This is a genomic window from Rhizobium sp. NLR10b, from assembly GCF_019685435.1.
Lineage (GTDB): Bacteria > Pseudomonadota > Alphaproteobacteria > Rhizobiales > Rhizobiaceae > Rhizobium.
In genome coordinates, this window is sequence record NZ_JABDWV010000001.1 from 453270 (window position 1) to 476725 (window position 23456).

24 protein-coding genes and 3 pseudogenes are annotated in these 23456 nt (G+C 58.9%); 18 read left to right on the forward strand and 9 right to left on the reverse strand.

The genetic code is table 11. From position 1 onward, the window contains the following. Positions 1 to 9: 9 nt before the first annotated feature. The 3 genes from HJB91_RS02115 to HJB91_RS02125 are packed head-to-tail and all read right to left on the reverse strand — an operon-like array spanning position 10 to position 3040. The gene (locus tag HJB91_RS02115) at positions 10 to 846 is read right to left on the reverse strand and encodes a carbohydrate ABC transporter permease (RefSeq protein ID WP_210632378.1); all 837 of its coding nucleotides are present in this window, start codon (positions 844 to 846) and stop codon (positions 10 to 12) included. Next, positions 839 to 1720, reverse strand: coding sequence for a carbohydrate ABC transporter permease (locus tag HJB91_RS02120; RefSeq protein ID WP_210632379.1), 882 nt, complete (start codon positions 1718 to 1720; stop codon positions 839 to 841). Before HJB91_RS02120 ends, HJB91_RS02115 begins: the two co-directional genes overlap by 8 nt. Before the next feature lie 60 nt (positions 1721 to 1780). Next, positions 1781 to 3040: a sugar ABC transporter substrate-binding protein gene (locus tag HJB91_RS02125; protein WP_221153383.1), complete on the reverse strand. Its 1260-nt coding sequence runs from the start codon at positions 3038 to 3040 to the stop codon at positions 1781 to 1783. 171 nt (positions 3041 to 3211) lie between these two features. On the opposite strand from HJB91_RS02125, the gene HJB91_RS02130 reads away from it, so the two are divergent. Together HJB91_RS02130 and HJB91_RS02135 are read left to right on the forward strand one after the other, a co-directional pair. After that, entirely contained in the window at positions 3212 to 4237 is a 1026-nt protein-coding gene (locus HJB91_RS02130; protein WP_221145143.1) for a LacI family DNA-binding transcriptional regulator, read from the forward strand. A gap of 176 nt (positions 4238 to 4413) precedes the next feature. Beyond that, positions 4414 to 4746: a GYD domain-containing protein gene (locus tag HJB91_RS02135; protein WP_210632382.1), complete on the forward strand. Its 333-nt coding sequence runs from the start codon at positions 4414 to 4416 to the stop codon at positions 4744 to 4746. A gap of 402 nt (positions 4747 to 5148) precedes the next feature. Here the strand turns inward: HJB91_RS02135 and HJB91_RS02140 are convergent. Continuing rightward, positions 5149 to 5297 (reverse strand): annotated as a pseudogene (locus HJB91_RS02140) (helix-turn-helix domain-containing protein); the annotation flags it as partial. 168 nt (positions 5298 to 5465) lie between these two features. After that, entirely contained in the window at positions 5466 to 6602 is a 1137-nt protein-coding gene (locus HJB91_RS02145) for an AraC family transcriptional regulator (RefSeq protein WP_221153384.1), read from the reverse strand. Positions 6603 to 7238: 636 nt separating this feature from the next. Here HJB91_RS02145 and HJB91_RS31085 point away from each other — a divergent pair. The 3 genes from HJB91_RS31085 to HJB91_RS02155 all read left to right on the forward strand — a co-directional run bounded on the left by HJB91_RS31085 (position 7239) and on the right by HJB91_RS02155 (position 11046). After that, positions 7239 to 7439 (forward strand): hypothetical protein, encoded by a 201-nt coding sequence (locus tag HJB91_RS31085; RefSeq protein ID WP_184458619.1) that lies wholly within the window; start codon positions 7239 to 7241, stop codon positions 7437 to 7439. A 398-nt stretch (positions 7440 to 7837) separates the two neighbouring features. Next, positions 7838 to 9070 (forward strand): HlyD family secretion protein, encoded by a 1233-nt coding sequence (locus HJB91_RS02150; RefSeq protein ID WP_210632384.1) that lies wholly within the window; start codon positions 7838 to 7840, stop codon positions 9068 to 9070. Continuing rightward, positions 9052 to 11046 carry a glycosyltransferase gene (locus HJB91_RS02155; RefSeq protein ID WP_221153385.1) on the forward strand — a complete coding sequence of 665 codons (1995 nt, stop codon included), beginning with the start codon at positions 9052 to 9054 and terminating at the stop codon, positions 11044 to 11046. The genes HJB91_RS02150 and HJB91_RS02155 overlap by 19 nt, the downstream gene beginning before the upstream one ends. 36 nt (positions 11047 to 11082) lie before the next feature. Here the strand turns inward: HJB91_RS02155 and HJB91_RS02160 are convergent, their stop codons facing one another. Both HJB91_RS02160 and HJB91_RS02165 read right to left on the reverse strand, forming a co-directional pair. Next, on the reverse strand, positions 11083 to 11307 hold the full coding sequence (locus HJB91_RS02160) for a hypothetical protein (RefSeq protein WP_064695708.1): 225 nt from the start codon (positions 11305 to 11307) through the stop codon (positions 11083 to 11085). 230 nt (positions 11308 to 11537) lie between these two features. Further along, on the reverse strand, positions 11538 to 12374 hold the full coding sequence (locus tag HJB91_RS02165; RefSeq protein ID WP_210632386.1) for a pirin family protein: 837 nt from the start codon (positions 12372 to 12374) through the stop codon (positions 11538 to 11540). A gap of 116 nt (positions 12375 to 12490) precedes the next feature. On the opposite strand from HJB91_RS02165, the gene HJB91_RS02170 reads away from it, so the two are divergent. Continuing rightward, entirely contained in the window at positions 12491 to 12976 is a 486-nt protein-coding gene (locus tag HJB91_RS02170) for a DMT family transporter (protein WP_221153386.1), read from the forward strand. Continuing rightward, positions 12973 to 13413, forward strand: a complete 441-nt coding sequence (locus HJB91_RS02175) for a DMT family transporter (protein WP_210632388.1) — start codon at positions 12973 to 12975, stop codon at positions 13411 to 13413. Before HJB91_RS02170 ends, HJB91_RS02175 begins: the two co-directional genes overlap by 4 nt. Before the next feature lie 56 nt (positions 13414 to 13469). On the opposite strand, the gene yghX is transcribed toward HJB91_RS02175, so the two are convergent. Further along, a complete protein-coding gene (yghX, locus tag HJB91_RS02180; protein WP_210632389.1) occupies positions 13470 to 14357 on the reverse strand; it encodes a YghX family hydrolase in 888 nt (295 codons plus the stop codon). A gap of 286 nt (positions 14358 to 14643) precedes the next feature. On the opposite strand from yghX, the gene HJB91_RS02185 reads away from it, so the two are divergent. The 6 genes and pseudogenes from HJB91_RS02185 to HJB91_RS02210 form a co-directional block, all read left to right on the forward strand. Beyond that, positions 14644 to 15801: a Gfo/Idh/MocA family protein gene (locus HJB91_RS02185; protein WP_210632390.1), complete on the forward strand. Its 1158-nt coding sequence runs from the start codon at positions 14644 to 14646 to the stop codon at positions 15799 to 15801. A 13-nt stretch (positions 15802 to 15814) separates the two neighbouring features. Beyond that, positions 15815 to 16699 carry a carbohydrate ABC transporter permease gene (locus HJB91_RS02190; RefSeq protein WP_097601388.1) on the forward strand — a complete coding sequence of 295 codons (885 nt, stop codon included), beginning with the start codon at positions 15815 to 15817 and terminating at the stop codon, positions 16697 to 16699. Beyond that, a complete protein-coding gene (locus HJB91_RS02195) occupies positions 16696 to 17553 on the forward strand; it encodes a carbohydrate ABC transporter permease (RefSeq protein ID WP_004672438.1) in 858 nt (285 codons plus the stop codon). Before HJB91_RS02190 ends, HJB91_RS02195 begins: the two co-directional genes overlap by 4 nt. A gap of 73 nt (positions 17554 to 17626) precedes the next feature. Beyond that, positions 17627 to 18832, forward strand: coding sequence for an ABC transporter substrate-binding protein (locus HJB91_RS02200; RefSeq protein WP_221145228.1), 1206 nt, complete (start codon positions 17627 to 17629; stop codon positions 18830 to 18832). Positions 18833 to 18985: 153 nt separating this feature from the next. After that, complete coding sequence (locus tag HJB91_RS02205) at positions 18986 to 20119, forward strand: ABC transporter ATP-binding protein (RefSeq protein WP_210632391.1); 1134 nt, start codon at positions 18986 to 18988, stop codon at positions 20117 to 20119. Continuing rightward, positions 20118 to 20301 (forward strand): annotated as a pseudogene (locus tag HJB91_RS02210) (aminoglycoside phosphotransferase); the annotation flags it as partial. The gene HJB91_RS02205 and the pseudogene HJB91_RS02210, both read left to right, overlap by 2 nt. Before the next feature lie 9 nt (positions 20302 to 20310). Here the strand turns inward: HJB91_RS02210 and HJB91_RS02215 are convergent. After that, complete coding sequence (locus HJB91_RS02215; protein WP_221153387.1) at positions 20311 to 20895, reverse strand: helix-turn-helix domain-containing protein; 585 nt, start codon at positions 20893 to 20895, stop codon at positions 20311 to 20313. A 160-nt stretch (positions 20896 to 21055) separates the two neighbouring features. Here HJB91_RS02215 and HJB91_RS02220 point away from each other — a divergent pair, with 160 nt between their 5' ends. The 5 genes and pseudogenes from HJB91_RS02220 to HJB91_RS02240 all read left to right on the forward strand — a co-directional run. Beyond that, complete coding sequence (locus tag HJB91_RS02220; RefSeq protein WP_210632393.1) at positions 21056 to 21541, forward strand: fasciclin domain-containing protein; 486 nt, start codon at positions 21056 to 21058, stop codon at positions 21539 to 21541. A 28-nt stretch (positions 21542 to 21569) separates the two neighbouring features. After that, complete coding sequence (locus HJB91_RS02225; protein WP_210632394.1) at positions 21570 to 21794, forward strand: DUF378 domain-containing protein; 225 nt, start codon at positions 21570 to 21572, stop codon at positions 21792 to 21794. Between the two features lie 60 nt (positions 21795 to 21854). Continuing rightward, positions 21855 to 22343 (forward strand): TspO/MBR family protein, encoded by a 489-nt coding sequence (locus tag HJB91_RS02230; protein ID WP_221153388.1) that lies wholly within the window; start codon positions 21855 to 21857, stop codon positions 22341 to 22343. After that, positions 22340 to 22849, forward strand: a complete 510-nt coding sequence (locus tag HJB91_RS02235) for a hypothetical protein (protein ID WP_210632396.1) — start codon at positions 22340 to 22342, stop codon at positions 22847 to 22849. Before HJB91_RS02230 ends, HJB91_RS02235 begins: the two co-directional genes overlap by 4 nt. A 13-nt stretch (positions 22850 to 22862) precedes the next feature. Next, a pseudogene (locus HJB91_RS02240) lies at positions 22863 to 23439 on the forward strand (TOBE domain-containing protein); the annotation flags it as partial. Positions 23440 to 23456: the final 17 nt, after the last annotated feature.

Consider the following 23456-nt stretch of genomic DNA (forward strand, 5'->3'; position numbering starts at 1 on the left):
TAGCCTCCCTCATCCTTTTACAGCGCCGAAAGTCAGGCCGCCGACGATCTGCTTTTGAAGTGCGAGCGTTACGATGATGACGGGCAGTGAATAGAGCACGGCCGCCGCCGTCATCGCTCCCCAGGCAAGGCCATAGACGGAGTTGTATTCAGCAATGACGATCGGTGCCGTTTTGGTCGCCTCTGACGTCAGCAGCAGTGCGTAGAGGAACTCATTCCAACTCGTGATGAAGGTAAACAGCGCGGTGACGGCGATTCCGCCCGTCATGATCGGAAGAATGACCTTCAGAAAGGCCTGGAAACGGGTGCAGCCGTCCATGCGCGCCGCTTCTTCCAGATCCTTCGGAACGCCTTCGAAGAAGGCTGCCATGAGAAGAAGCGCAAGAGGTACCGCGGCTGATGTGTGGGCGAGCACCAGACCGGGAACGGTATCCAGCAGACCGAGCGACTTAAGAAGCTGGAACAGTGGCACGCCGAGCGACACCGATGGCACCATGCGCGTGACCAGCGCGAAAAGCAGGAACAGGGTGGTGATCCGGCGCCGGTAGTGGGTCGCGACATAAGCGGCCGGAACCGCCACAGCGAGGGAAAGGATGGTCGTCAGCACCGCCACCATCAGCGAGCTTGCGAAGGCCCGCGGCAGGATCGACGATTGCAGGACATCGCGAAAATTCTCGAAAGAGATCACCACGGGAAAGAAGCTCGGCGGAATCTGCTGGACATCCGCTGCCGGCTTGATCGACGTCATGAGCAGATATACGTAAGGCAGCGCATAGGACAGGACGAGGACGAGCGCGGCGGCATTGATCACCATGCCGTTGAGATTGAAGCGGCGCGCACTACGCATGGACCGGCCTCCATATCTTCCAATAGGCAGCAGCAGCCAGAACCATCATGACGATTAGAAACAGCGTGCCGGAGGCCGAGGCCTCGCCGAGATCGCCGAAGCGCATCATGCGCTGATAGATGTTCATCGAAAACACTTCAGAAGCGTGGTTGGGGCCACCCTGCGTCTGAATCCAGATGAGGTCGAAGGTCTTGGCCGCATCCACCCCACGCACGATGACGACGACGGCGATCACCGGGCGCATCAGTGGCAGCGTGACATGCCAGAAGCGCTGGAACGCGTTCGCGCCGTCGATCCGCGCCGCCTCGAGCAGGTCTTTGGGAATGTTTGTCAATCCGGCATAGGAGACGAGGGCGACAAAGGATGTCGTCAGCCAGATATCGGCGAAAGAGACGGAATAGATGACGATATCTTCGTCGGACAACCAGGCAATCGCATCGGGATCGCTGATGACGCCCAGATGGACGAGCCCGTAGTTCAAGATGCCGATGTTCCCGACCAGGAGAAAGCGCCACAAGAGGCCGGCGACGATTGGCGGCACCATCAATGGCAGCGTGAAGATCGTGCGGTGCCAGCGCGATTTACCGGGGAGCGCCGTGAACAGCAGCGCGGCGCAGAAACCGAAGGTAAATTCGAAGAACAGCGCAAAGATCGAATACTGGATTGTTCTGAATGCGCTTTCCGCGACACGCTTCGAGGTTAGCGCGTCGATATAGTTCTTGAGCCCGATCCATTCTCGTATGTGGGGAGTAATGGTGTCGACCTTAAAAAAGGAATCGAACACCAAAAGCCCTACCGGGTATGCGACCAGCAAGCCAAGGATGGCGAGGGCTGGCGCAAGCATGCACAGCACGAATCGGTCTTCACCCGACATGGCGCTCTCCGAAAGCTGATGATGCGAGGAGGACCACCCGTCCTCCTCGCCGCCGAGGGACTAGTCGAGGATGTCTTCGATCGTTTCCTTGGCGTCCGTCAGGACCTTGCCGACGTCCGCTTTGCATGTCAGGGCCTGCTGCACGGCTGGCAGAACCGCTTCGTCGACAAATTCCTGATATTTTTCATTCATCGGACGGCCTTGCGTCGCAGGAGCGCCCAACGTCTCAAGCAGCGGCGTGAAATGCTCATAACCGGGCTTGCTGGCATAGCCGTTATAGGCCGAATTCGTCGCAGCCAATCCAAGCGGCGCTTCGATACCGAGCGCATTGTTGGCGATGGCGAAGGCTATGAACTTCTTGGCCGCGTCCTTGTGCTGGGAGGTCGACGGAACGACATTGTACCAAGGACCCGGAATTGCCGCGATTCCTGCATCGCCGGCCAGCATTGGGGCGACGCCGACCTTTCCGCTGACCTTGGAATCGGCGGGCGTCATCTTGTAGGCGTGCGCCCAGAATTTCATCATCGCCGTCTTGCCTTGATAGAACAGGTTCTGAGCTTCGCCCCAGCCAGTCTCGTTGACGTTTTCGGGCACGGAATGATCGATGCAGTGAGGCGCGATGTAGAATTCGAGCGCCTTCCTATGCGCTTCGTTGTCGATGATCACCTTCCCATCCTTGTCGAGGATCACACCTGGCGAGCCCGCCTGAAGCACATGCGCCATCCACTCTTCGGAGAAGCTGCCGATGGTGTCGGTGCCCCAAAAGTCAGTCTTGCCGTCACCATCGGTGTCTCGGGTGAAGAATGTTGCGATGTCGCGCCATTGCTGCCAAGTCTTCGGCGGGGCGAGGGGATAACCATATTTTGCCTGGAACGCTTTCTGTTCTTCCGGCTTGTCGAAAAGGTCCTTGCGATAAAAAACAATTTCGGCATTGGCCCAAGCAGGCATGCCGATCAGTTTGTCGCCGATCTTCGCGTCGGCAAGCAAGGCAGGCGGCAGGTCCTTGCGAACCGCGTCGGTGAAGAGCGGCGCGAGGTCTTCGACATGGCTTGCAAATTTCGCGTTCCACACGACGTCGATCGTTACCACATCGAACGCCGATGAGCCGGAGGCGATTTCGGCCGAAAACTTGTCGAAGACGCCCTGATAGGGAACGACGGTGAAGTCCACCTTGATACCGGTCTCGGCGGTAAACTTCTCTGCGGCTGCCTTCTGCAGCATTTCGCCGCCGCCTTCCACGAGGATATTGATGGTTTCGGCCTTGGCGGAGGCCGCTATGCAAACGAGCGCGAGCGCGCTGGCGCCAAGCAGTTTTTTCATGAATTCCTCCCTTGTTCCGCCGGAAGCACTTGCCTCAGGCTGTTCCATTGTTGGACCATAGGCGCGCTATGACGACGTTGTCAATTGGAATTGTCGACGTTGTCAGAAAAATATGTCGACGTTGTCATGCGTGTAGTTTACAACAGACCCGCATCAGGAGAATTGGCGGACATGGTTAGCATCGTCAGCGTCGCGAAAGCGGCCGGGGTTTCGAATAAAACAGTCTCTCGCGTCATCAATGGCGAGCCCTACGTGACTGAGGAAACCCGGGAGAGGGTGGAAAAGGCTATTCGCGACCTCGGCTACATCCCGAATATGGCGGCGCGCCTCATACGATCCAGCCGTTCCAACACCTTTGGGATTATCACCGATTATGTTTCCACGACGCCTTATTCGGTCGATATTGTCCGCGGAATTCAAGATTGGGCCAATGCGAACGGGAAAACCATCCTGATAGCCAACACCGGTGGTTCTTCCGAGAGAGAGGTGGAAATCTGGAAAATGTTCCAGTCCCATCGCATTGATGGAGTCCTGTATGTAACCATGTACCGCCGCATTGTGGATCCGGAGACCGGCGATGTCAGCATTCCGACGGTGATGATCAATTGTCGGCCGCAAACAAGGGAGCTCCTGCCGTCTATCGAGCCCGATGATTATCAGGGGGCGCGAGATCTTACCCGGTATCTCCTTGAACGGGGTCATCGCAGAATCGGTTACATCCGGCTCAATCCGATCCTATTGGGAGCCGAACTGCGCCTGGAGGCATTTCGCCGAACGACAAGCGAATTCGGTCTCACAGAGAACGACCTCTCTATCAGCCTCGGCATGGATGGGCCTGTCGGGGCAGAAAACAACTACGTCTTTGCGGCAGCGACCGAAATGCTCAAACAAGACGACCGTCCGACCGCGATCATGAGCGGCAACGACGAAATGGCAATTCAGATCTACATTGCCGCCATGGCGCTGGGATTGCGGATTCCACAAGACGTCAGCATCGTCGGCTTTGACGATTTTCGAACAGTCACGACGGCGCTGAAGCCAGAGCTGACCACAGCAGCGTTACCATACTACGATCTCGGCAGAGAGGGTGCGAAGTGGCTGAACGATTTGATAGCGGGCGAGAAGATTTATCCGGGCAGTCGGGTTGTCTCTTGCAAGCTGGTTGAGCGTAGCTCTGTCGCCTTTAACCCTCATTAGGCGGGAGAATCTCTGCTGCCTACCTTGAATGAGAGGCGGCATTGAGCTTCTTGCACGACCGGGCGCCCTACGCCGGGGCTTACTCCGGTTTACCTAATCGCGGCGAACGCCTGGATGTGAGATACTGAATATGCGGCAGATCGCCCGATCTGCCCGATTGTTGAGGAGGATGTCCTATGCCACTGTTCATAATCACAGGGTGCTATTCAGCCGCGGCAGCGAAGGGAATGATCGCCGATCCATCGGACCGGGAAGCGGCGGCCCGTACCATCATGGAAGCAGCAGGCGGGAAACAGCATTCTTTCTACGTCACGACCGGCGAAACCGACTGGATGGTAATCGCAGAATTCCCCGACGGTGTTGACCTGATCCCCGCGCTTCTTGTCGTCGGCGCATCGGGAGCAGTATCGAATATCAAAACCGTGCGAGCATACACGGGTGCGGAATTCAAGGCCGCCCAAGAAAAGGCGGGCAAAATCGCATCTGCCTACAAGGCCCCGGCAAAATAAGGAAACCACTCGTCGAACGATCTTCGGCAGCGGATGTTCGATCCGCTGCCGGTTCGTTCCGGCATCGCCACAGGCGGAGAGGTCAGCCATTCGGGCAGGAGAGTGCGTAAATCCAAAATTGTGGGTGTCCAAGAGTGCGTGACCGAAGTCCAAAAGTATCTGGCGACACTCACTGAATGGTGGGGGTGGTGGTGGAGAATCTGTGGCGCTCAGGTTGAAATGTCCGCTGAGCCGCAAAGCAGAAATGTCACTCGCGGCTGCCACGCGGCACGACGACCAGCCCCGATCTGAGCGGCTGGTCCGGGTTGCAAGGTCAGAATCGGGGCGGGGTTGTGGCACCATTGGCTTTAGCTTTGAGACTATGCGATCGACGCCTCACGCTGCCGCATCGAGCTTTTAGTTGCCGCTCAGATCCGGCATCTGCGGTCTTCAAAAGTATTCCGCTTGAGCTCGCGGAAGATCGTCGAGCGATGCCGGCCGAGCTTCTCGGCAATGACGGTGGCGCTCACGCCGGCCGCTCGCCAGCGAACGATCCTGCGACGTTCATCCATGTCGATTTGGGAGTAGGTGCGTCTCGCAAGTCGCACTTCATCCTTGAGTCCACCCCGGCTACAGGTGAATCCGGCGTAATCTGTGTTATGGAACTTGAAGACGTGTGGCAACCGCTGCCACATAATTCGTTGAAATACCCAGAAAATTACTTCTTGTGCCTTCCCACATCAGAGCGTCAGCCAGTCGCCGATCGTTGTCCCGACACGTCGCATGGAGCGTGTTGTTGGAACGGCCGGGTGCTCGGTTGCTATGGTCTTTCGGACTTCACGCGGGCTGAGCCCGAATTCATGGCTGAACGCGCGGGTGAAATTGGCTGCAACGTCGAAGCCGGCGGTCTCGGCAATCTCCGAGATTGGCCTGGTGTCGGTCGGGTTGGTAAGCTCCGCATAGGCCTGCAGCAACCGACGTTTGCGAATGTAGTTGAAGACGCCCCCGCTCGTTTCGAACAATTGGTAGAGCCGCGTCCGCGAGATCCCCAGCGCACGGCACATGACCTCAGGCGTCAAGCTATCTGAATGAAGATTGAGGTGAATATAGCGATGCGCCCGCTCCATCAGCCCCATGTTGGTCTGTTCGTGACCGCGGTCCGAACTGGTGGAGGATGCGGCGCATGCAACGACCATATCGCCGATCGTCCGTACGATCCGCGGCACCTCCTCCACCGTCAAGCTGCTCAGATTCGCTTCCAGGCCGTTGATATAGCTGACCAGCAATTCAGCCAGGCTACCGGAGAAGGCGGTGTTGTTGGCGTTCTGCAGAAGGCTGGCATCACGGGTCAACAGTTCATAGGGCAGGAAGACGAGCACAGCGACTGAATCGGTCATCCGCCCGCGGTACGGATAACCAAGAGACCTGAAAAATATCTCACCCGGGCCGGTCTCGGTTACATGCCGATCGGCCTCGGTCCAGGCCCGGCCGCTGCGCAGCACGCCGAGGTTCCAGTGATCGATTGGGCTCGATCGCAGCATCGCCTGATCGCGAATATAGCTGCACGCCTGCGCGCGCTGCTGAACGATGAGGATGTCGCCGAGATGCCAGCCGGTCTGTTCCGCAAGGAAACCGTCGCCCTCCGATTTTTCGTCCGGCAGATGAACATTCATAAGGGGCGCCACATGTGATCGCCAAGCCTGGAACTGTTCTTTCGGTGGCAGTTCGTGCGTTGAAAATCGCAGGGGCGCCAGCGCCGGTGGAACGTCCGCCCGATGTTCTTTCTGGGAAGACGGTTCGCGCGGCCAGCGCCGCCGCTCCAGGTGCGCCGGCCATTCCTGTCCCGCAGCCGGGTCATCTCCCGATTCCGTAACCATCCAATTCCTCCAGCGCAAGAGCCAATCCGGGCTGTTCAAACTGAAGCAAACAATCGTTTTCGGGGCTGAACCGCGCAGCCATCCGACAAAAACGAATTGACTAAAGCTCTACGTGCATAAGCTACTTATCATATTCATCCGCGAGCAGAAATGGACGGACCGATAATTTTCTGGATGCGGCGATAACGACAATTGCGTCCCGTTCATATATCTAAATAAGCAATGGTTAATTCCGAAGGACGTTCGGAAATTTCCAAAATACTCAACTGCCGGTGCAATGTAGTGTCGAAGCGCCGTCAACGTAAAAAGACACTTATTCAAAACAAAAGATGCGAACATGGGAGGATAGGTCGTGAACCATCGGGGAAATAGTCGTGTGCGATTTGCGCAAGCCTTGGCTTGCAACAGGAATCATCCTGAGGGTGCGCCAGGAGAGATTCTACCGCCCATCGTGCCGATTCATGCGAGACGCTCCTGAGGCCGGACATCGGCAAATAATGGCGCGCGAGGGGTTGCGCGCAACCGAGGCCATCTGTGTCGATGCGTAAAGGCTCGAGGCTTGCACGCAACCCCTATCATATCCACCCGTTGTCGAATTTCTTTGACGCTGCCCTTCATGTGGCAGAGGAGGCTAAGATGACTACCGCATGCGATGAGAACGTAATCCAATTGAAGCCGATTTCGAGCTGCAGACGAGAAGTCGAAGTCGCAATGGTGGAAATGCTCGTCAGTTTGCAGAAACGTGGATGGTCGGCTGCGGAGTTGGCATTGACGCTCGCAGACGCCTCGGAAGATCTTGTCATGCTGATCGCGACCAAAAAGCTTCGACCGAATTAAAGCAGTTCCAGGAAATGACAGGGTCCGGAATTGCGTAAACACAAAAGAGTAGAGCGGTTCTGTGCTTCCGTGAAAAGCTGAACCGCTCTTTGATCGCGTGGAATTAGGCTGTTTCTGTCTCAATGAGATGGCGGCATTACAGGCGCGGCGCAGCGATTTTCATCACCCATACCCCACCACGTCAGTTCGCCGCGCCGGGATGGTTGACCACCGCATCGATATGCCCACGCCTCCGTCGGCGGCATTTGCTCCAAAGCCGAATTGTTTCTGTCGCAGGTTACGACCATCACTTGTCTACTAATTCTCAATGCGCTAATTTATGCAATAATGAGTTGCATCCGTTTGTGCCGGGTCCCCTAGCGACGGATGGCTGCAGAGCGATACCTTCGGATGACAATATGATCTGGAACCATCGCATCACACGCATCGTCGTCGGCCTGTTGCTGCTGGCACTCGTGACCGTCCTGTCATTGCCGACGATTACCGGCTTTACGAGCCTTGATGGCACAGTCAATGCCCGGTTTGCTGTCGTCAATGCCCCAATCGACGGCACGATTGCGGAAGAACCCCTCAAGGTCGGCAGCCCGGTCAAGGCGGGGCAACCCCTCGCAGAAATCCGAAATACACGCGTCAATCGTGCAATCCTCGCTTCGCTCGAGGCAGATCGCAACACGGCACTCGACCGCGTCGCGGCACTTAAAAAGGAGCGGGAGGAGCTCTCCGCACTTCGCGAGGAATTGTCTGCCAGATTGGAAATCTACAGGCAGACCACCATTGCCAATCTCGAGCGCGAAGTCGAAATCCTGCGGAAAAAAGTCGAAGTGTCGCAAGCTCAGGATCTGGTCGCGCAGGTCGACCTGAATCGCCGGATGGAGCTCGAGTCAAAAGGCATTCTGACGCAGAAGCTGGTTGAGGTCGCGCGGGCCGCCGGAGCTGCGACTGGCGGCGAGGTCGAAATCAGCAATTTGACTGTCGATCAATTGGAACAAAGGCTCAATGCGGTCCGCCAGGGTATCTTTGTCTTCGGCGACGGACAGAATGACGTGCCTTATTCGCGACAGCGTGAAGACGAGGTTGTCGTTCGCATCAACGACTTGAACTCACGCATCGCGGAAAATGAGACACGAGCCACCGAAGTTCAAAAGCAGCTGGTCAAAGAGGCAGATCGCGTCAGCAGCCTTGAATCCGCGACCGCAATAGCGCCGTTCGACGGCGTTATTTGGACCAGGAGCATCGTCGACGGTTCCAACGTGGTGCTGAACGACGAGTTGATGCGCCTCCTCGACTGTCGAGAGCTGTTTGTGGATATCCTTGTTCCCGAGGTCAATTATGACGAGATCTATCCGGGGCTTGTTGCGCAGGTGCGCTTGTTCGGCCGCAGCGATGTCTTCCAAGGCACCGTCATTTCTGCCAGAGGCAGTTCGGCTTCGGTCGAGGCCGATTCCTTTGCCGCCAGTTTACCGCCGTCGACCGAGCGTAATGCCCGCATTCGCGTTCGCCTTGATCCATCTTTCATGAACGACGATTTTGCGAACTCCTGCCAGGTGGGGCGCACAGTGCAGGTACGGTTTTCCAAGCACGGCATCGACGTATCCAACTGGGTCAAAAGCCTGTGGTTCAGTATCTTCTAGCGCTGGTTCCGACCTTTCTCGTTATGGCCTTCTTCTTTCTGGGGCCGTTCAATTGGTCGCGGCATCACACCTGGACACGGGCGGTGACCTGCGCGTTCGTCGCAGCATTCGCCTTGCGATACATGTACTGGCGCTTGACCGAGACGGTGCTTCCCTATCCGAACGACGGTGCGAGTTTCTACTGGGTCTGGATCCTCTTTGTCGTCGAGGTTCTCGCCTGCGTCGAAGTCATCCTTTTTCTGGTATTGATGAGCCGCTATGTCGACCGGAGCGCGGAAACCGACAGGTTGGGTCGTGTTTTCTTTGCGCGCGACAAGCGTGAGCTGCCGACAGTCGATGTTTTCATTCCCACCTATAACGAGCCGCTCGATGTTCTCGAGCGAACCATCATCGGCGCCCGCTCGCTGGATTATCCTGCGGACAAATTGAATGTGTATGTGCTTGACGATCAACGCCGGGATTGGCTGAAGACCTATTGCGAAGAAAAGAACGTCATCCACGTCACGCGCGGCGACAACAGCCATGCCAAAGCCGGCAATATGAACAATGGGCTGAAGGTCAGCTCGGGCGAGTTTATTGCGATTTTCGATGCCGATTTTGTTCCCTATCGACACTTCCTTCGCCGGACCCTGCCCTTCTTTTCCGACGAAAGCATCGGTATCGTCCAGACACCTCAACATTTCTTCAATGTCGATCCGGTGCAATCAAACCTGGGCCTGGAGAATATCTGGCCGGACGAGCAGCGTTTGTTCTTTGACGAGATCGCGCCCAGCCGAGATGCCTGGAACGTCAGTTTCTGCTGCGGGTCATGCTCGATTGCCCGCCGCCAGGCCGTCGATGCAATCGGCGGTTTTCCGACGGAGTCGATCACAGAAGACCTGCTGACAACTCTTTCGATGCTCAACAAAGGCTACAAGACGCGCTACCTGAACGAGCGGCTATCGATGGGACTGGCCGCCGAAAACCTGACCGGTTATTTCGTGCAGCGCGAACGATGGTGCCAGGGGGGTATTCAAACCCTGTACTTGTATAATGGCCCGCTGCGCGGCCCGGGATTGACGCTCTTTCAACGGATCATGTTCCTGCCGGCATCATGGCTGGTGCAGTATCTGGTCCGCTTCACTATATTGCTTGTCCCCATCGTCTATCTCTGGTTCGGCCTGCTTCCGCTCTATTTCACGGATATGGCCGATTATGTATCTCATCAGGTGCCGCTGCTGGCGGCGTATTTTCTACTCATGCTGTGGATCACGCCGACGCGCTATCTGCCTGTGGTTTCCAGCGCCGTCGGTACCTTTGCGACATTCCGCATGTTGCCGACCGTGGTCTCCAGCCTGGTGAGACCATTTGGCAAGCCTTTCAGGGTGACGCCAAAGGGCAGTGGCAACGAGGCGAACCAGTTCGACCGCTACAGCTTCGCCTGGATCGCAAGCATGATCACGATCACCGTGGTTGGTCTGCTGGTCAACATCGTACCGGAAACGTCGCATGTACAAGGCCAGTTTTCGCCGGTCGCGGCATGGTGGTCAGGGATCAATATTGTCGTCCTGCTGATTGCGTCACTCATCTGCTTTGAGAAACCCCGGCGCCTGTTTCATGCGTTCAAGCTCGATGAACCCGCCATCGTCAACGATGTCCCCGGCCAAGTCGTCAGTCTCGCACTCGACAAGGCGGTCGTTGCAGTCCCGGACATGGCCCGATTTCAATCCAAATCGGCGATGCTGAAACTCTCTGGCTTCGCCCCGATCAAAGCGGAGCTCGGACAGATCACCCAACGACGAAGGAGCGTAAGTCGCGGCGGCGACAAGCAAGCCTATTACCTGCACTTGTATTTTGAACTCAGCGGCTCTGCTCGCGACAGCATGATTGTAAAACTCTACACCGGTCGATATTCGCGGGACGTTCGCGACATCGACAAGGTTGCCGTCTCTCTTAATCTGCTGTTGCGGTCATTCGGGCGAACGCGCACGTTGTAGCCCGGCTCGTGAGAGAGGTTGTCGCGCTTCTTCAACTTATTGCCCGGATCGTTCGTCGAGGATGGACAGCGCGTCCTGCAGTCTGAGCGCCGCCAGCGCTTCCGTTGCCTCGTCCGGAGACCATCCTGCTTCGAGCGCTGCAGAAAGAACCAGCGATTCCGTTTGAAGTTCGAGCTTCTCATAAAGCGGCTCGATGGCTTCGCGTGCGGTGACAACGTGCTGATCGGGCGGAGTGATGGGCGTCGCGGCAACCGTAGGCATGATGCTCCTCCTTTTAAACGCTAAGGTTCGAAACCCAATTGCAGGCATGCTTGTTCCGTTCACAATCGCATTTAGCCGGATCACGGCTGACGGACACTGTTCCGAAGCTCTGGCGATCGCAATTTCGCCCGTCCTCGGCATCTCTGGGCTCCCAGCGAAAATCTCCGCTGGATGTGAACGAACGGACAGGCTACCGCACAATTGCCGAAAGCGGAAGCGACTTGCGGTAATCACCGTTGCCGCAGAAGCGCGCCTAACGAGGACCGTCGCCACATCTGCCGAAATTTCCTCCATTTCAGAAGCGCCCTGATGACGAGGGCCGACGGTATCTTCTCGTGGTCGCCGACGGTCCCCTGCTTGGCGACCGGTGCGTTTGCGTAGAGGAGAAACGCGATCAGCGTGGCTGGATCCTTGGCCTCGAGGTCGAGGCGGGCATCCGACAGATGCAGTCCCTGCTCGCCGTCCATGAAGGTCTGACCATCAACGGTGATCGAGCCATGGAAGACATAGAAGTAGAGATCCCTGCCCTGCTTGCGCGGGAATTCCGACCGCGCACCCGCTTCCAGCCGGATGTCGAAGATGTCGACAGCGCTGCGGACATAAAACGGCGCGCCCTCCCCTTCCGGGCCGACCAGGTGTCGCCAGACATTCGCCGCGACCGTGGGGATCGGGCCGTATTGAATTTTGGGCTGCAGATCGACCGCACGCGGACGAATGAGGATCTGCACCATTCGCAGCGGCGGATCGGTCACCAGCGTCTCCTCGGAGTGCCAGAAGCCTTTCCCGGCATTCATCACCATCAGATGATGGCGGTCGATCAGCAGCCAGCCTGTGGCTCGGTTCTGGTGACGCATCACGCCATCAGGCACCCAGGAGACGATCTCGTCGTTTCTGTGCTCGTGCATCGCGATCAGCCGGCCAGGGTCGAGAATGGATTCGACGACCATGGCGAGAGGGCCATGGCCGTGGTCCGTCGGCTTCGGCTTCAACCATCCCGGCATATTGATGTGCGCGACAAAACCGCCAGCATCCCGCACCAGGAATGTCCGTTCGCCTTTGAGCAGCATCGCGTCCTCCATGCCTGTCAGGCTATGACGACACGTCTTGCCGAGGATGCCGATGAATGGCCTTAGTGGCAATTTGAAAAACATCCGCCGCAATCGATTCGCATACGGGATCTCCAATGACCATCGACGCCGCACGAAATCCGCATCCGATCTACTTTGCCGGCGCTTTTGCCACGGGTGGGCTCCTGACGTTCATGGTGCATCTCAATGGCGAGCTGGCACGGTACGGAAATCCGCTTTTTTCTTCCTGGACCGCTCACGGCACCGGCATCATCGCCGCCGTCATTCTTCTCCTGCTGGTTCACCGGCGGCGAATGCCAAGGCAGGAAAAGATCTTGAAGGCGCCCTTATGGGCCTATTTCGGCGGCATTTCCGGCGCGGCAACGGTCATGCTGACCTCGACCGCGGTCAACTCACCGCTCGGGCTCTCCGGCACCTTGGCTCTCGGCCTGGCAGGCCAGGTCGTCTTCAGCGTCGCGGCCGACAGCTGGGGGCTGTTCGGCCTGCAAAAGCGGCATCCCGATACCTGCGACATCGTTGCGCTCGGCTTGGTCGTTGCGGGAGCGGCGCTGATCATCCTGTTCGGGCGAGGCGCGGCATGACGCTCTTCATTCTCCTCGCTTGCCTCGGCGGCGTGCTCGTCGGCCTCAGCCGTCAGCTTAATGGGCGGCTGAGCATCTCGACGACGCCGCTGATCGCATCCTTCTGGAATCACGCGATAGGCTTTGCCGTCCTCACCTGCCTCGGTGTCGTCGTCGGCGGCCTGCTTCCTGCGGGGGCTGCCGAGGCGCCCTGGTATGCCTATCTCGGTGGTCCGCTCGGCGTTGTCTTCGTGGCGGCCGGCAGTTGGGCGATTGCGCGGATCGGCGCAGTCAACTCGGCTCTGCTGATCATCGGCGGGCAGATGGTCACGGGGGTGGCGTTTGATTATCTCAGCGCCGTGCCGGCCTCCTTCTGGGCGAATGCCGGCGGGATTGTTCTCATCATCGGCGGAATGATGGTCAGCCGGGGACGGCGCAGGGCCGGCGCTCCGAAATAACCCCGGCGTCCGGCGGGAACGCCTCCCCGCCGCCGGATCACCAAGCCGCTGCATTCTCAAGCGAGGTATTTGGTAAACCAGTCGACCGTCCGCTGCCAGGCCAGCTTGGCCGCCGCCTCGTCGTAGCGCGGCGTGGTATCATTGTGGAAGCCGTGATTGACGTCGGGGTAGATATAGGCCTCATAGGTTTTTCCCGCGGCTTTCAGCGCCGCTTCATAGGCCGGCCAGCCTTCGTTGACGCCCGTGTCCAGCCCGGCATAGTGGAGCAGCAGCGGCGCCTTGATCTTCGGCACGTCTTCGGCGCGCGGCTGCCGGCCGTAGAACGGCACGGCTGCGGCCAGTTCGGGATAGGCGACCGCCGCGGCATTGGCCACGCCGCCGCCGTAGCAGAAGCCTGTTATGCCGACCTTGCCGGTGGTGAGGTCACCCTTCATCAGGAACTCGACCGCCGCGAAGAAGTCGTTCATCAGCTTTTCCGGATCGACTTTCTGCTGGAGCTCCCGCCCCTTTTCGTCATTGCCGGGATAACCGCCGACCGAAGTGAGGCCGTCGGGCGCCAGCGCGATGAAGCCGGCCTTCGCCACGCGCCGCGCCACATCCTCGATATAGGGGTTGAGGCCCCGGTTCTCGTGCACGACCACGACGGCGGCGACCTTGCCGGTGGCGTTTTTGGGGCGGACGAGATAGCCGCGCACATCGCCATTTCCTTTCGGCGAGGGGTAGGTGATGTATTCGGCGGCGATATCCGGATCGGTGGCCTCGACCTGGGTCGCCAACGCATAATTCGGGCTCAGCGACGCCAGGATGGCGGCCGCGGTCACGCCGCCGACGGCGAATTTGCCGGCGCGGTCGAGAAACTCGCGCTTGGTGATCCTCCCATGCGCGTAGTAATCATAGAGTTCGAGCAGTTCCTGTGGGAAATCCTTGGCTGTCATGCGGGTCATGATGGCTCCTCCTGGCCTCCGGTTCCCATCCATCCTACACAGGCCAGCGTGCTCGACTTTTCAACATTTCGCGAGTTCTGCGTGAGCTTGCCGGCGAAATTGGCGTCAGTTGCAACCATTCGGCGCTTCCGCATCCGGTCGTCGACCGCATGAAAATCGAAAGCCGCCTGCCGGTTTATGAAAATTAATTTCATGGCCGTGGCGTGAGGCCCGTTTTCTATTGACGCCCTCCAATTTTTGTCTCAACTTAAAGAAAATAAATTACTTAGTTGGGAACTTGATCGGCATGAAAGTGGGCATCATCGGGCTCGGATTCCGGCTCGGCTACCTCGGCTACGTCTTCAAGGCGATCGATAGCAGCTTCGACATCGTCGGCTACGTGGATCCGGATCCCGCCGGCCTTCCCGGCTTGACGGAAAAGGGTATTTCCGCCGGCAAGGCCTATGGTACGCCGGAAGAGCTGCTCGCCTCGGAAAAGCTCGATCTGCTGATGATCGGTTCCCCCAATCACCTGCATCTCGACCACATCCGGCTCGGGCTCCAGTCCGGCCTCAAGGTGTTCTGCGAAAAGCCGATCGTCACGACCATCGCCGAGAGCATCGAGCTTGCCCATCTCCTGGCGAAGTTCGGCCACGAGCGGCTGATGGTCGGTCTCGTGCTGCGTTATTCGCCTCTTTATAAGGATCTGCGCGCCATCCAGGCCGAGGGCAAGCTCGGCCAGATCGTGTCGATCGAGGCTTCCGAACATATCGAGCCCTATCACGGCGCCTTCTTCATGCGCGACTGGCGCCGCTATGAGCGCTATTCCGGCAGCTTCATGCTGGAGAAATGCTGCCACGACCTCGACCTTTACAATGGTGTCGTCGGTGCGCGGCCGGAGCGCGTCGCCAGTTTCGGCGGCCGCAAGAGCTTCATTCCGGCCAACGATCCGACGCGCGAGGGCATCAACGACCTCGAGCTTTTCCATCGCAAGCCGAGTGGCTGGATGGGGTCGGACAAGGTGTTCGACAGCGATGCCGATATCATCGACTATCAGGTGGCGATCGTCGAATATGCCAATGGCGTCGGCATGAACTTCCATACCAATCTGAACGTACCCGACCAGTTCCGCCGCTTCGCCATCATGGGCTCGCGCGGCATGGCCGAAGGCGATTTCGTTCGCGGCTATCTCAACGTGCACGAACAGCTGACCGGCAACAAGGTGGTCGCAAACACTTATGCTGCAACCGAACTGTCCCAGCATTACGGCGCCGACGAACAGATGGCGAGCGACCTCCTGGAAAGCGTGCGCACCGGCCTCGAGCTTCCGGTTTCGACGCTGAATGCGCTCGAGGCCGGCATCCTGGCCCTTGCCATGGACGAAGCGAGGATGAAGAAATCGGTCGTCGACCTGCGTCCCGTGTGGGACCGCTTCGACGAGGCCCTTCACGCCAGAGCGGCTTGAGGAAGGCGGCAAGATGAGTGTTCAAAGAAGCGCCTTCATCTTCGCCTGGATCCTTCTTCTTCCGGCCGTTCTTTATGTCCTCGCCATCGTCGCCTATCCCCTCGTCGATACCTTCATTCTCTCCTTCACCGATGCGTCGCTGAAGAAGACCACCAATTGGGTCGGCTGGGTCAACTATGAGAAGATCTTCAACGCCACATTTGCGGAGGTCATTCTCCGAACCTTCGTCTGGACCTTCTTCTCCGTCGCGCTGAAAATGGTGATTGGCACATTCGGCGCCTGCATGCTGAATGCCGCCGTGCCGGGCCGCTCGCTGTTCCGGCTTTTGACCATGCCGCCATGGATCGTGCCGATGGCGATCGGCATCTTCATGTGGGGCTGGATGTATAATGGCCAGTTCGGGATGATCTCGGGCCTGTTGCAGCGCTTCGGCCTCGTCGACGGCCCGGTCGCCTTCCTCGCCTATGGCAGCACCGCCTTCTGGGCGACGATCGTTACCGACGTGTGGATCGGCGTGCCGCTGGTGACGATCTATTTCCTGGCGGCGATCCAGTCCATTCCGAAGGATCTCTATGAAGCCGCCTGGACCGATGGCGCCGGCCGCTGGTACCGCTTTCGCCGCATTACCCTGCCGCTGATGGTGCCTGCCATCATCACCATGTCGATGCTGTCGCTGATCGCCACCTTCAACTCGTTCGACATCATCTGGATCCTGACGCAGGGCGGTCCGAGCGGCGAGACGACGACGATGATCATCGACACCTATCAGACCGCGATCGGCTCGAAGAAATACGGCGAAGGGGCGGCGCGCGCCGTCCTGATCTGCATCTTCCTGTCGCTCTTCTGCTTTGCCTATTTCCGTGTCACCCGCCGCCTCAACCCGGAGAAGCGCGCATGAGCAGTGCCGCCATGATCGACCGTTACCGCTGGTGGGAAATCATCCTGATCTATTGCGGCATCGCGGTGTTCCTGTTCTTCGTGCTGGCGCCCTTCGTCGAGGGCTTTCTCGTATCGCTGAAGCCGCTTGCCCAGCTTTTCTCTTCGCCCTATCGCTTCTGGCCGGAGAACGGCTCGTTCGAAGCCTACCGGACGATGTGGATCAGCGTGCCGGGTTTCGGGCGCTATATCTTCAACTCCTTCTTCATTTCGATCATCGTCACGCTGATCGTGCTCTGCCTCGTCATTCCGGCGGCCTATGCCTTCGCCAAGTTCGAATTCAAGGGCATGGGCATCCTGCTCGGCGCCTTCCTGACGGTGAACATGTTCTCCGGCGCCGTGCTGCTCATCCCACTCTTCCGGCTGATGCGCAGCATGGGCGTGCTCAACACCTATCTCGCCATGATCGTGCCTGGCGTCGCCTTCCTGATCCCCTCGGCGATCTGGCTGCTACGCACCTATATGATCCGCATTCCCCAGGAGCTCAACGAAGCTGCCTTCATGGATGGCGCCAGCCACTTCTACACGCTGCGCCGCGTCATCCTGCCCATCGCGATGCCGGGGATCATCGTCGTCGCCATCACCACCTTCATCGGCGCCTACGCCCAGCAATTCATCTTCGCGCTGACGTTCAACTCGAAGAGCGAATACATGCCCTTGCCGGTGGGGCTCTTTGCTTACTTCGGCAAGCAGGAGGTCATCTGGAACGAACTGATGGCGGCTTCTTTCGTCGGCATCGCGCCGGCGATGGTCGTCATCTTCTTCCTTCAGCGTTACCTCGTCGGCGGTCTGACCGCCGGTGCGGTGAAACAATAAGAGCAATAATCAGTGAACAGCTAACAACCACATTGGGAGTCACAACGTGAGCATAGCAATCAAGACAGGCCTTATGGCGCTCGCCCTGCTCGGTTCGACGGCATTGACCGCGGTCACTGCCCATGCGGCCGACAAGGAAATCAGCTGGATCTATTGCGGCGACACGATCGATCCGGTCCACACCAAATACATCAAGCAGTGGGAAGAAAAGAACGCGGGCTGGAAGGTCACGCCTGAAGTCGTCGGCTGGGCGCAGTGCCAGGACAAGGCAACGACGCTCGCCGCCGCCGGCACGCCTGTTGCCATGGCCTATGTCGGCTCGCGTACGCTGAAGGAATTCGCCCAGAACGACCTCATCGTTCCGGTGCCGATGACCGACGACGAAAAGAAGGCTTATTATCCGCACATCGTCGACACGGTGACCTTCGAAGGCAACCAGTGGGGCGTTCCGATCGCCTTCTCCACCAAGGCGCTCTACTGGAACAAGGATCTCTTCAAGCAGGCCGGCCTCGATCCCGAGAAGCCGCCGAAGACTTGGGCCGAAGAAATCGAGATGGCCAAGACCATCAAGGAAAAGACCGGCATTCCGGGCTTCGGTCTCTCCGCCAAGACCTTCGACAACACCATGCACCAGTTCATGCATTGGGTTTACACCAACAACGGCGCGGTGACGGATGCCGAAGGCAAGATCACGCTCGACAGCCCGCAGATTCTCGCCGCGCTGAAGGCCTACAAGGATATCGTCCCCTACTCCGAGGAAGGCCCGACGGCCTATGAGCAGAACGAAGTCCGCGCCATCTTCCTCGACGGCAAGGTTGCGATGATCCAGGCAGGATCCGGCGCTGCCTCCCGCCTGAAGGAAACCAAGATCAACTGGGGAATCACGACGCTGCCGCTCGGTCCCGACGCCAAGGGCCCCGGCACGCTGCTGATCACCGACAGCCTGGCGATCTTCAAGGGCTCCGGCGTCGAAGACAAGGCGACGGAATTCGCCAAGTTCATCACCTCGCCGGATGTGCAATCGGAGTACGAGCTGCAGGGCGGCGCCGGCCTCACCCCGCTGCGGCCCTCGAAGAAGGTTGACGAGTTCGTCGCCAAGGATCCCTATTGGAAGCCCTTGATCGAAGGCATCGACTATGGTGGTCCGGAACCGCTCTTCACCGACTACAAGGGCTTCCAGAACTCGATGATCGAGATGATCCAGTCGGTCGTCACAGGCAAGGCCGAACCGGAGGCCGCGCTGAAGAAGGCGGCTGGCGAAATCGAAGCCTTCAAGTAAGCTTGCTTCGCGCCTTGGGATCGTGGAGGCAACAATCCGCGATCCCTCCCCTGCAGCGTCACGCGTCTTATCGGATGCGTAACGCTGCAGCACCTTGCCTGTGCAGTAATGATGATCGAACGTGCGACAAAGACCGCCGGCGGAGACAGATTTTTGGGACAGCTTCTTCTCAACAAAGTTCAGAAGTTCTACGGCGATTATGAAGTGCTGAAGGGCGTGCAGCTCGAGGTGAGGAATGGCGAGTTCGTCGTCTTCGTCGGCCCCTCCGGCTGCGGCAAGTCCACGCTGCTGCGGATGATCGCCGGTCTCGACGCGACGACGGCAGGCGACATCATCATCGACGGCGTCAGGGTCAACGACCTGCCGCCCGTCAAGCGCGGCATCGCCATGGTGTTCCAGTCCTACGCGCTCTATCCGCATATGACTGTCTTCGAGAACATCGCCTTCCCGCTGCGCGTCGAGAAGATGGATGAGGCAAAACTCAAGGCCAAGGTCGAAAACGCCGCCCGCATCCTGCACCTCGACCAGCGGCTGCAGCAAAAGCCCGGCATGCTGTCCGGCGGCCAGCGCCAGCGCGTGGCGATCGGCCGCGCCATCGTGCGCGAACCGAAGATCTTCCTGTTCGACGAGCCGCTGTCCAACCTCGACGCGGCGCTGCGCGCCGACATGCGCATCGAACTTGCCAAGCTGCACCGGGCGTTGAAGGCGACGATGATCTATGTGACGCACGACCAGGTCGAGGCCATGACCATGGCCGACCGCATCGTCGTGCTCGACGCCGGCAACATCTCCCAAACCGGCGCGCCGCTGGAGCTCTATCACAAGCCCGCCAACCAGTTCGTCGCCGGCTTCATCGGCAATCCGAAGATGAATTTCCTGCCGGTGTCCTGCAAGGGTGTCAGCGCCAACGGCGTCGAAGTGGATTACAAGGGGCAGACGGCCGTTCTGCCGGTGACGCCGCGCGACGGCATGGTCGGCAAGACCCTGACGCTCGGGATCCGGCCGGAGCACATCCAGCTCAACGGCGGTGACATCGTCTTTACCGTGACGCCGACGGTCATCGAACGCCTCGGCGCCAATACTGTCGCTTACGCCTCGCTCAACGGCGAGGCGGAAAATTTCTGCGCCATGCTGCCCGGCAGCGTCGGCATTCGTCCCGACGCACCTGTTTCGACCGGCATCAACGCCGCCGATTGCCATCTCTTCGACGAGGCGGGGATTGCGTTTGAGCGGCGGGTGGAATTGACGGAAATCGATATGAACGTGATTAATCCGACGGCGGCTTGAGCTGATCCAATACCTCGACAGTGAAGCATGCACGTTCCAGCGCCAATCCCGACGACCGACGGCCAGCTGTTCGCGAGCGGTCTGGGGTGATGAAATACATGGAGGGCGGACCGCCCGAGACAGGGTCCGACTGGCGTCGCATGGCCTACACGCTCCGCGAGCTGCATCGGTTGACACAGGGCAGCGGCCGCCTAGGGAGAAATCACAACAAGAGCCGTCGAGATTGCCTCGCCTTCCCGGCGGTAACTGTGCGGAACGCTTGAGTCAAAATACATAGCGTCGCCCGCATCCAGCGCTGTCTCCTTGCCGTCCACAATGACGAAAAGCCGACCGCTGAGCACGTAAATGAACTCGGCGCTGCCATGTTGATGCGGCTCCGAGGGCGGCGAATCGAGCGGGAACTCGGCGTAATACGCCTCCATACGGCGGTCGGAAGCGGGATAATCGAGGCTTTCGAAGAGGAAGGCTGGGTTCTTTTCGCCCGGCGGGCTTGGAAGTTTGAGACGCTCGTGCTTTCGGACGACCGCGATGAGCGGCTCCTCCTTGTCGGATTTGAAAAAGTGATCGAGGCCGACCCCGAAAACCATCGCGATCCGAAGCAGCGTGGGCAGCGTCGGAAACATCTGCCCGCGCTCGATCTTCGAAAGCATCGCAGGCGAGAGCCCTGTATGCCCCGCCAGCTGCACCAGCCCCAGCTTCTTTCTCAGTCGCAGAGTCTTGATACGCGGGCCGATCGCGTAGCGCTGAAGCTCATTGGACAGCGTGTCGGAGAGCACTCGTAAACTCCTTTTCGTTACGGGAAACTATCATAACGATAATTTTCGTTACAATATAATTCTGTTTCCGCTCACGAAAATTTGAGTGGCAATAAAATCTGTGTTCTCCAAATGAAAGATGCGAGGTGCAACGCGCACCTGTCATCGAGAGGAGAATGACATGAAGTTGAGAAGCCTTTTAGTCGCTGCAGCAATCACGCTCGGCAGCAGTTTCAGCGGGGTCGCCGCGGAGAAGGATGTCGTCGAAACTGCCGCGGAGGCGGGTAAATTCAAGACGCTGGCGACCGCGCTCGAAGCGGCAGGCCTGGTCGCCACTCTCAAGGGAACGGGTCCGTTCACGGTCTTTGCTCCGACCGATGAAGCCTTCGCCAAGTTGCCGGCCGGTACCGTCGAAAACCTTCTGAAGCCAGAAAACAAGCAAAAGCTCACCGCGATCCTCACCTACCATGTGGTCGCGGGCAAGATGATGGCTAAGGACGTGGCGGGTATCGATGAGGCGAAGTCGGTCAATGGCAAAATGATCGACGTCAACGTCGAGGGCTCCACCGTCAAGGTCAACGACGCCGCCGTCACCGCCGCCGACATTGCTGCCTCCAATGGTGTCATCCATGTCATCGACAAGGTGATCGTGCCGCCGGAAGGCTGACCCTCGTCCCCTCAACTGGAGAAGAACCATGAAGTTCATCAACATACTAACGCTCATCCTCGTCATCGTAGGCGGCCTGAACTGGGGGCTGGTCGGGCTATTCGGCTTTGACCTCGTGGCCGCCATTTTCGGGGCCGGCTCGGTTATCGCCCGGATCGTTTACGTCCTGGTGGGGCTGTCAGCCGCCTGGCAGGTCATCCCGCTGTTTTCTGCAATGGGTTCCGGCGAGTTCGCTGCTCGCCAAAACCAATAGGGCCTTTGGAGGGACCCGCTTGCCGCGTCGGCGGCTCCCTCCACCTTTTGTCGGATGGACATGCATTCCCTTCTTGTGATGGTCGCCTTTCAGGCCGTGAGCTTTGCTGCGGCGGCCACCGGCGTGATTTTTCGGCCAGGCGACTGGTACAAGCAGCTCGACAAGCCAGGATGGCGCCCGCCCGATTGGCTGTTCGCCCCGGTCTGGACGGTACTCTATGCCTCGATCGGACTGTCGGACTGGCTCCTGTGGCTGGAGGCAGGCATTGCCGGTGAAGCATTCCCGCTCAGTGTCTATGCAGTCCAGCTTCTGCTCAATGCTGCGTGGTCGCCGATCTTTTTTGCCCTTCACCGACCCGGGCTGGCCGCGGTGGAGATCATGCTCCTTTGGAATGCGATCCTGGCGACGATCATCCTGTTCTATCCCGCGAATTCGGCTGCTGCCCTGCTCCTTGTTCCTTACCTCACGTGGGTGAGTTTCGCGGCGGCACTCAACGTGTCCATCTGGCGGCGTAACCGCCCGAAACCGCTGTCGGAGGGCGCCCGATGAAACCCCAGTGGATCGTCGTGAATGATGGGATGCAGCAAGGCTACCGATACGCTCTCGCTGCACCAAGTGGCCGCAACTTTCATCCCGACTTCCGGCCAGAGCTGACCCCCGCCGAGATGCTTGCGCTCGGCGTGTTCGGCGGCAAATACATGACCGATTGTCGTAACGAATTCCCGGCAAGCTGGTTTGCAGAGGCCCGTCTATCGCCGCTGCGAAAGGATCCGTCACTGAATTGCTTCGGTGTCGACGCCAGCCAACCCCTTAGCGTCTGGCGAGCCAAGGGATGGATATATCCCGACGATCCGCGTGGCTGGTTCCAGTGGTACTGCCGCTATTATCAAGGTCGCCGCATGCCCGGCGAGGACGAGCGACAGATCGCCCGCTGGAAAGCCATTCGCCGCCATGTCGCTCAGCTTCGCCGAGCCTGCGAGCCTGGAGATTGTTGGTGCCGGCCGCGCCAGCGCCAGGCTCTGCTGCATTGGGCATATGACAGCCGCTCGATCTAACGGCCGCTGCTGCGCCGATGTGCGCATCGAGCTTGCAAAGCTGCACAGGGCTTTGAAGGTGATGATGATCTACCTGACGCACGACCAGGTCGAAGCTATGACAATGGCTGACCGCATCGTCGTGCTCGACGCCGGCAATATCTCGCAGACCGGCGCGCCGCTCGAGCTCTATCACAAGCCGGCGAACCAGTTCCTCGCCGGCTTCATCGGCAACCCGAAGATGAATTTCCTCCCCGCGACCTGCATGGCGTCAGCGCCGCCGGCGTCGAAGTGGATTACAAGGGGCAGACGGCCGTTCTGCCGGTGACGCTGCGCGACGGCATGGCCGGCAAGACCCTGACGCTCGGCATCCGCCCGGAGCATATCCAGCTCAACGGCGGCGATATCGTGTTCACCGTGACCCCGAGGGTCATCGAGCGCCTTGGCGCCAATAGGGTCGCTTACGCCTCGCTCAATGGCGAGGGAGAGAATTTCTGCGCCATGCTGCCTGGCAGCGTCGGCATCCGCCCCGACGCACCTGTTTCGACCGGCATCAATGCCGCTGATTGCCATCTTTCGACGAGGCCGGCATCGCCTTCGAGCGGCGTGTAACCGCAGGAATTTTTCG

Excerpts from the sequence above, each read along its gene's own strand:
- HJB91_RS02115 (WP_210632378.1), bottom strand. The coding sequence starts at position 846 with ATGCGTAGTGCGCGCCGCTTCAATCTCAACGGCATGGTGATCAATGCC.
- HJB91_RS02120 (WP_210632379.1), bottom strand. The coding sequence starts at position 1,720 with ATGTCGGGTGAAGACCGATTCGTGCTGTGCATGCTTGCGCCAGCCCTC.
- HJB91_RS02125 (WP_221153383.1), bottom strand. The coding sequence starts at position 3,040 with ATGAAAAAACTGCTTGGCGCCAGCGCGCTCGCGCTCGTTTGCATAGCG.
- HJB91_RS02130 (WP_221145143.1), top strand. The coding sequence starts at position 3,212 with ATGGTTAGCATCGTCAGCGTCGCGAAAGCGGCCGGGGTTTCGAATAAA.
- HJB91_RS02135 (WP_210632382.1), top strand. The coding sequence starts at position 4,414 with ATGCCACTGTTCATAATCACAGGGTGCTATTCAGCCGCGGCAGCGAAG.
- HJB91_RS02145 (WP_221153384.1), bottom strand. The coding sequence starts at position 6,602 with ATGGTTACGGAATCGGGAGATGACCCGGCTGCGGGACAGGAATGGCCG.
- HJB91_RS31085 (WP_184458619.1), top strand. The coding sequence starts at position 7,239 with ATGACTACCGCATGCGATGAGAACGTAATCCAATTGAAGCCGATTTCG.
- HJB91_RS02150 (WP_210632384.1), top strand. The coding sequence starts at position 7,838 with ATGATCTGGAACCATCGCATCACACGCATCGTCGTCGGCCTGTTGCTG.
- HJB91_RS02160 (WP_064695708.1), bottom strand. The coding sequence starts at position 11,307 with ATGCCTACGGTTGCCGCGACGCCCATCACTCCGCCCGATCAGCACGTT.
- HJB91_RS02165 (WP_210632386.1), bottom strand. The coding sequence starts at position 12,374 with ATGCTGCTCAAAGGCGAACGGACATTCCTGGTGCGGGATGCTGGCGGT.
- HJB91_RS02170 (WP_221153386.1), top strand. The coding sequence starts at position 12,491 with ATGACCATCGACGCCGCACGAAATCCGCATCCGATCTACTTTGCCGGC.
- HJB91_RS02175 (WP_210632388.1), top strand. The coding sequence starts at position 12,973 with ATGACGCTCTTCATTCTCCTCGCTTGCCTCGGCGGCGTGCTCGTCGGC.
- yghX (WP_210632389.1), bottom strand. The coding sequence starts at position 14,357 with ATGACCCGCATGACAGCCAAGGATTTCCCACAGGAACTGCTCGAACTC.
- HJB91_RS02185 (WP_210632390.1), top strand. The coding sequence starts at position 14,644 with ATGAAAGTGGGCATCATCGGGCTCGGATTCCGGCTCGGCTACCTCGGC.
- HJB91_RS02190 (WP_097601388.1), top strand. The coding sequence starts at position 15,815 with ATGAGTGTTCAAAGAAGCGCCTTCATCTTCGCCTGGATCCTTCTTCTT.
- HJB91_RS02195 (WP_004672438.1), top strand. The coding sequence starts at position 16,696 with ATGAGCAGTGCCGCCATGATCGACCGTTACCGCTGGTGGGAAATCATC.
- HJB91_RS02200 (WP_221145228.1), top strand. The coding sequence starts at position 17,627 with ATGGCGCTCGCCCTGCTCGGTTCGACGGCATTGACCGCGGTCACTGCC.
- HJB91_RS02220 (WP_210632393.1), top strand. The coding sequence starts at position 21,056 with ATGAAGTTGAGAAGCCTTTTAGTCGCTGCAGCAATCACGCTCGGCAGC.
- HJB91_RS02225 (WP_210632394.1), top strand. The coding sequence starts at position 21,570 with ATGAAGTTCATCAACATACTAACGCTCATCCTCGTCATCGTAGGCGGC.
- HJB91_RS02230 (WP_221153388.1), top strand. The coding sequence starts at position 21,855 with ATGCATTCCCTTCTTGTGATGGTCGCCTTTCAGGCCGTGAGCTTTGCT.
- HJB91_RS02235 (WP_210632396.1), top strand. The coding sequence starts at position 22,340 with ATGAAACCCCAGTGGATCGTCGTGAATGATGGGATGCAGCAAGGCTAC.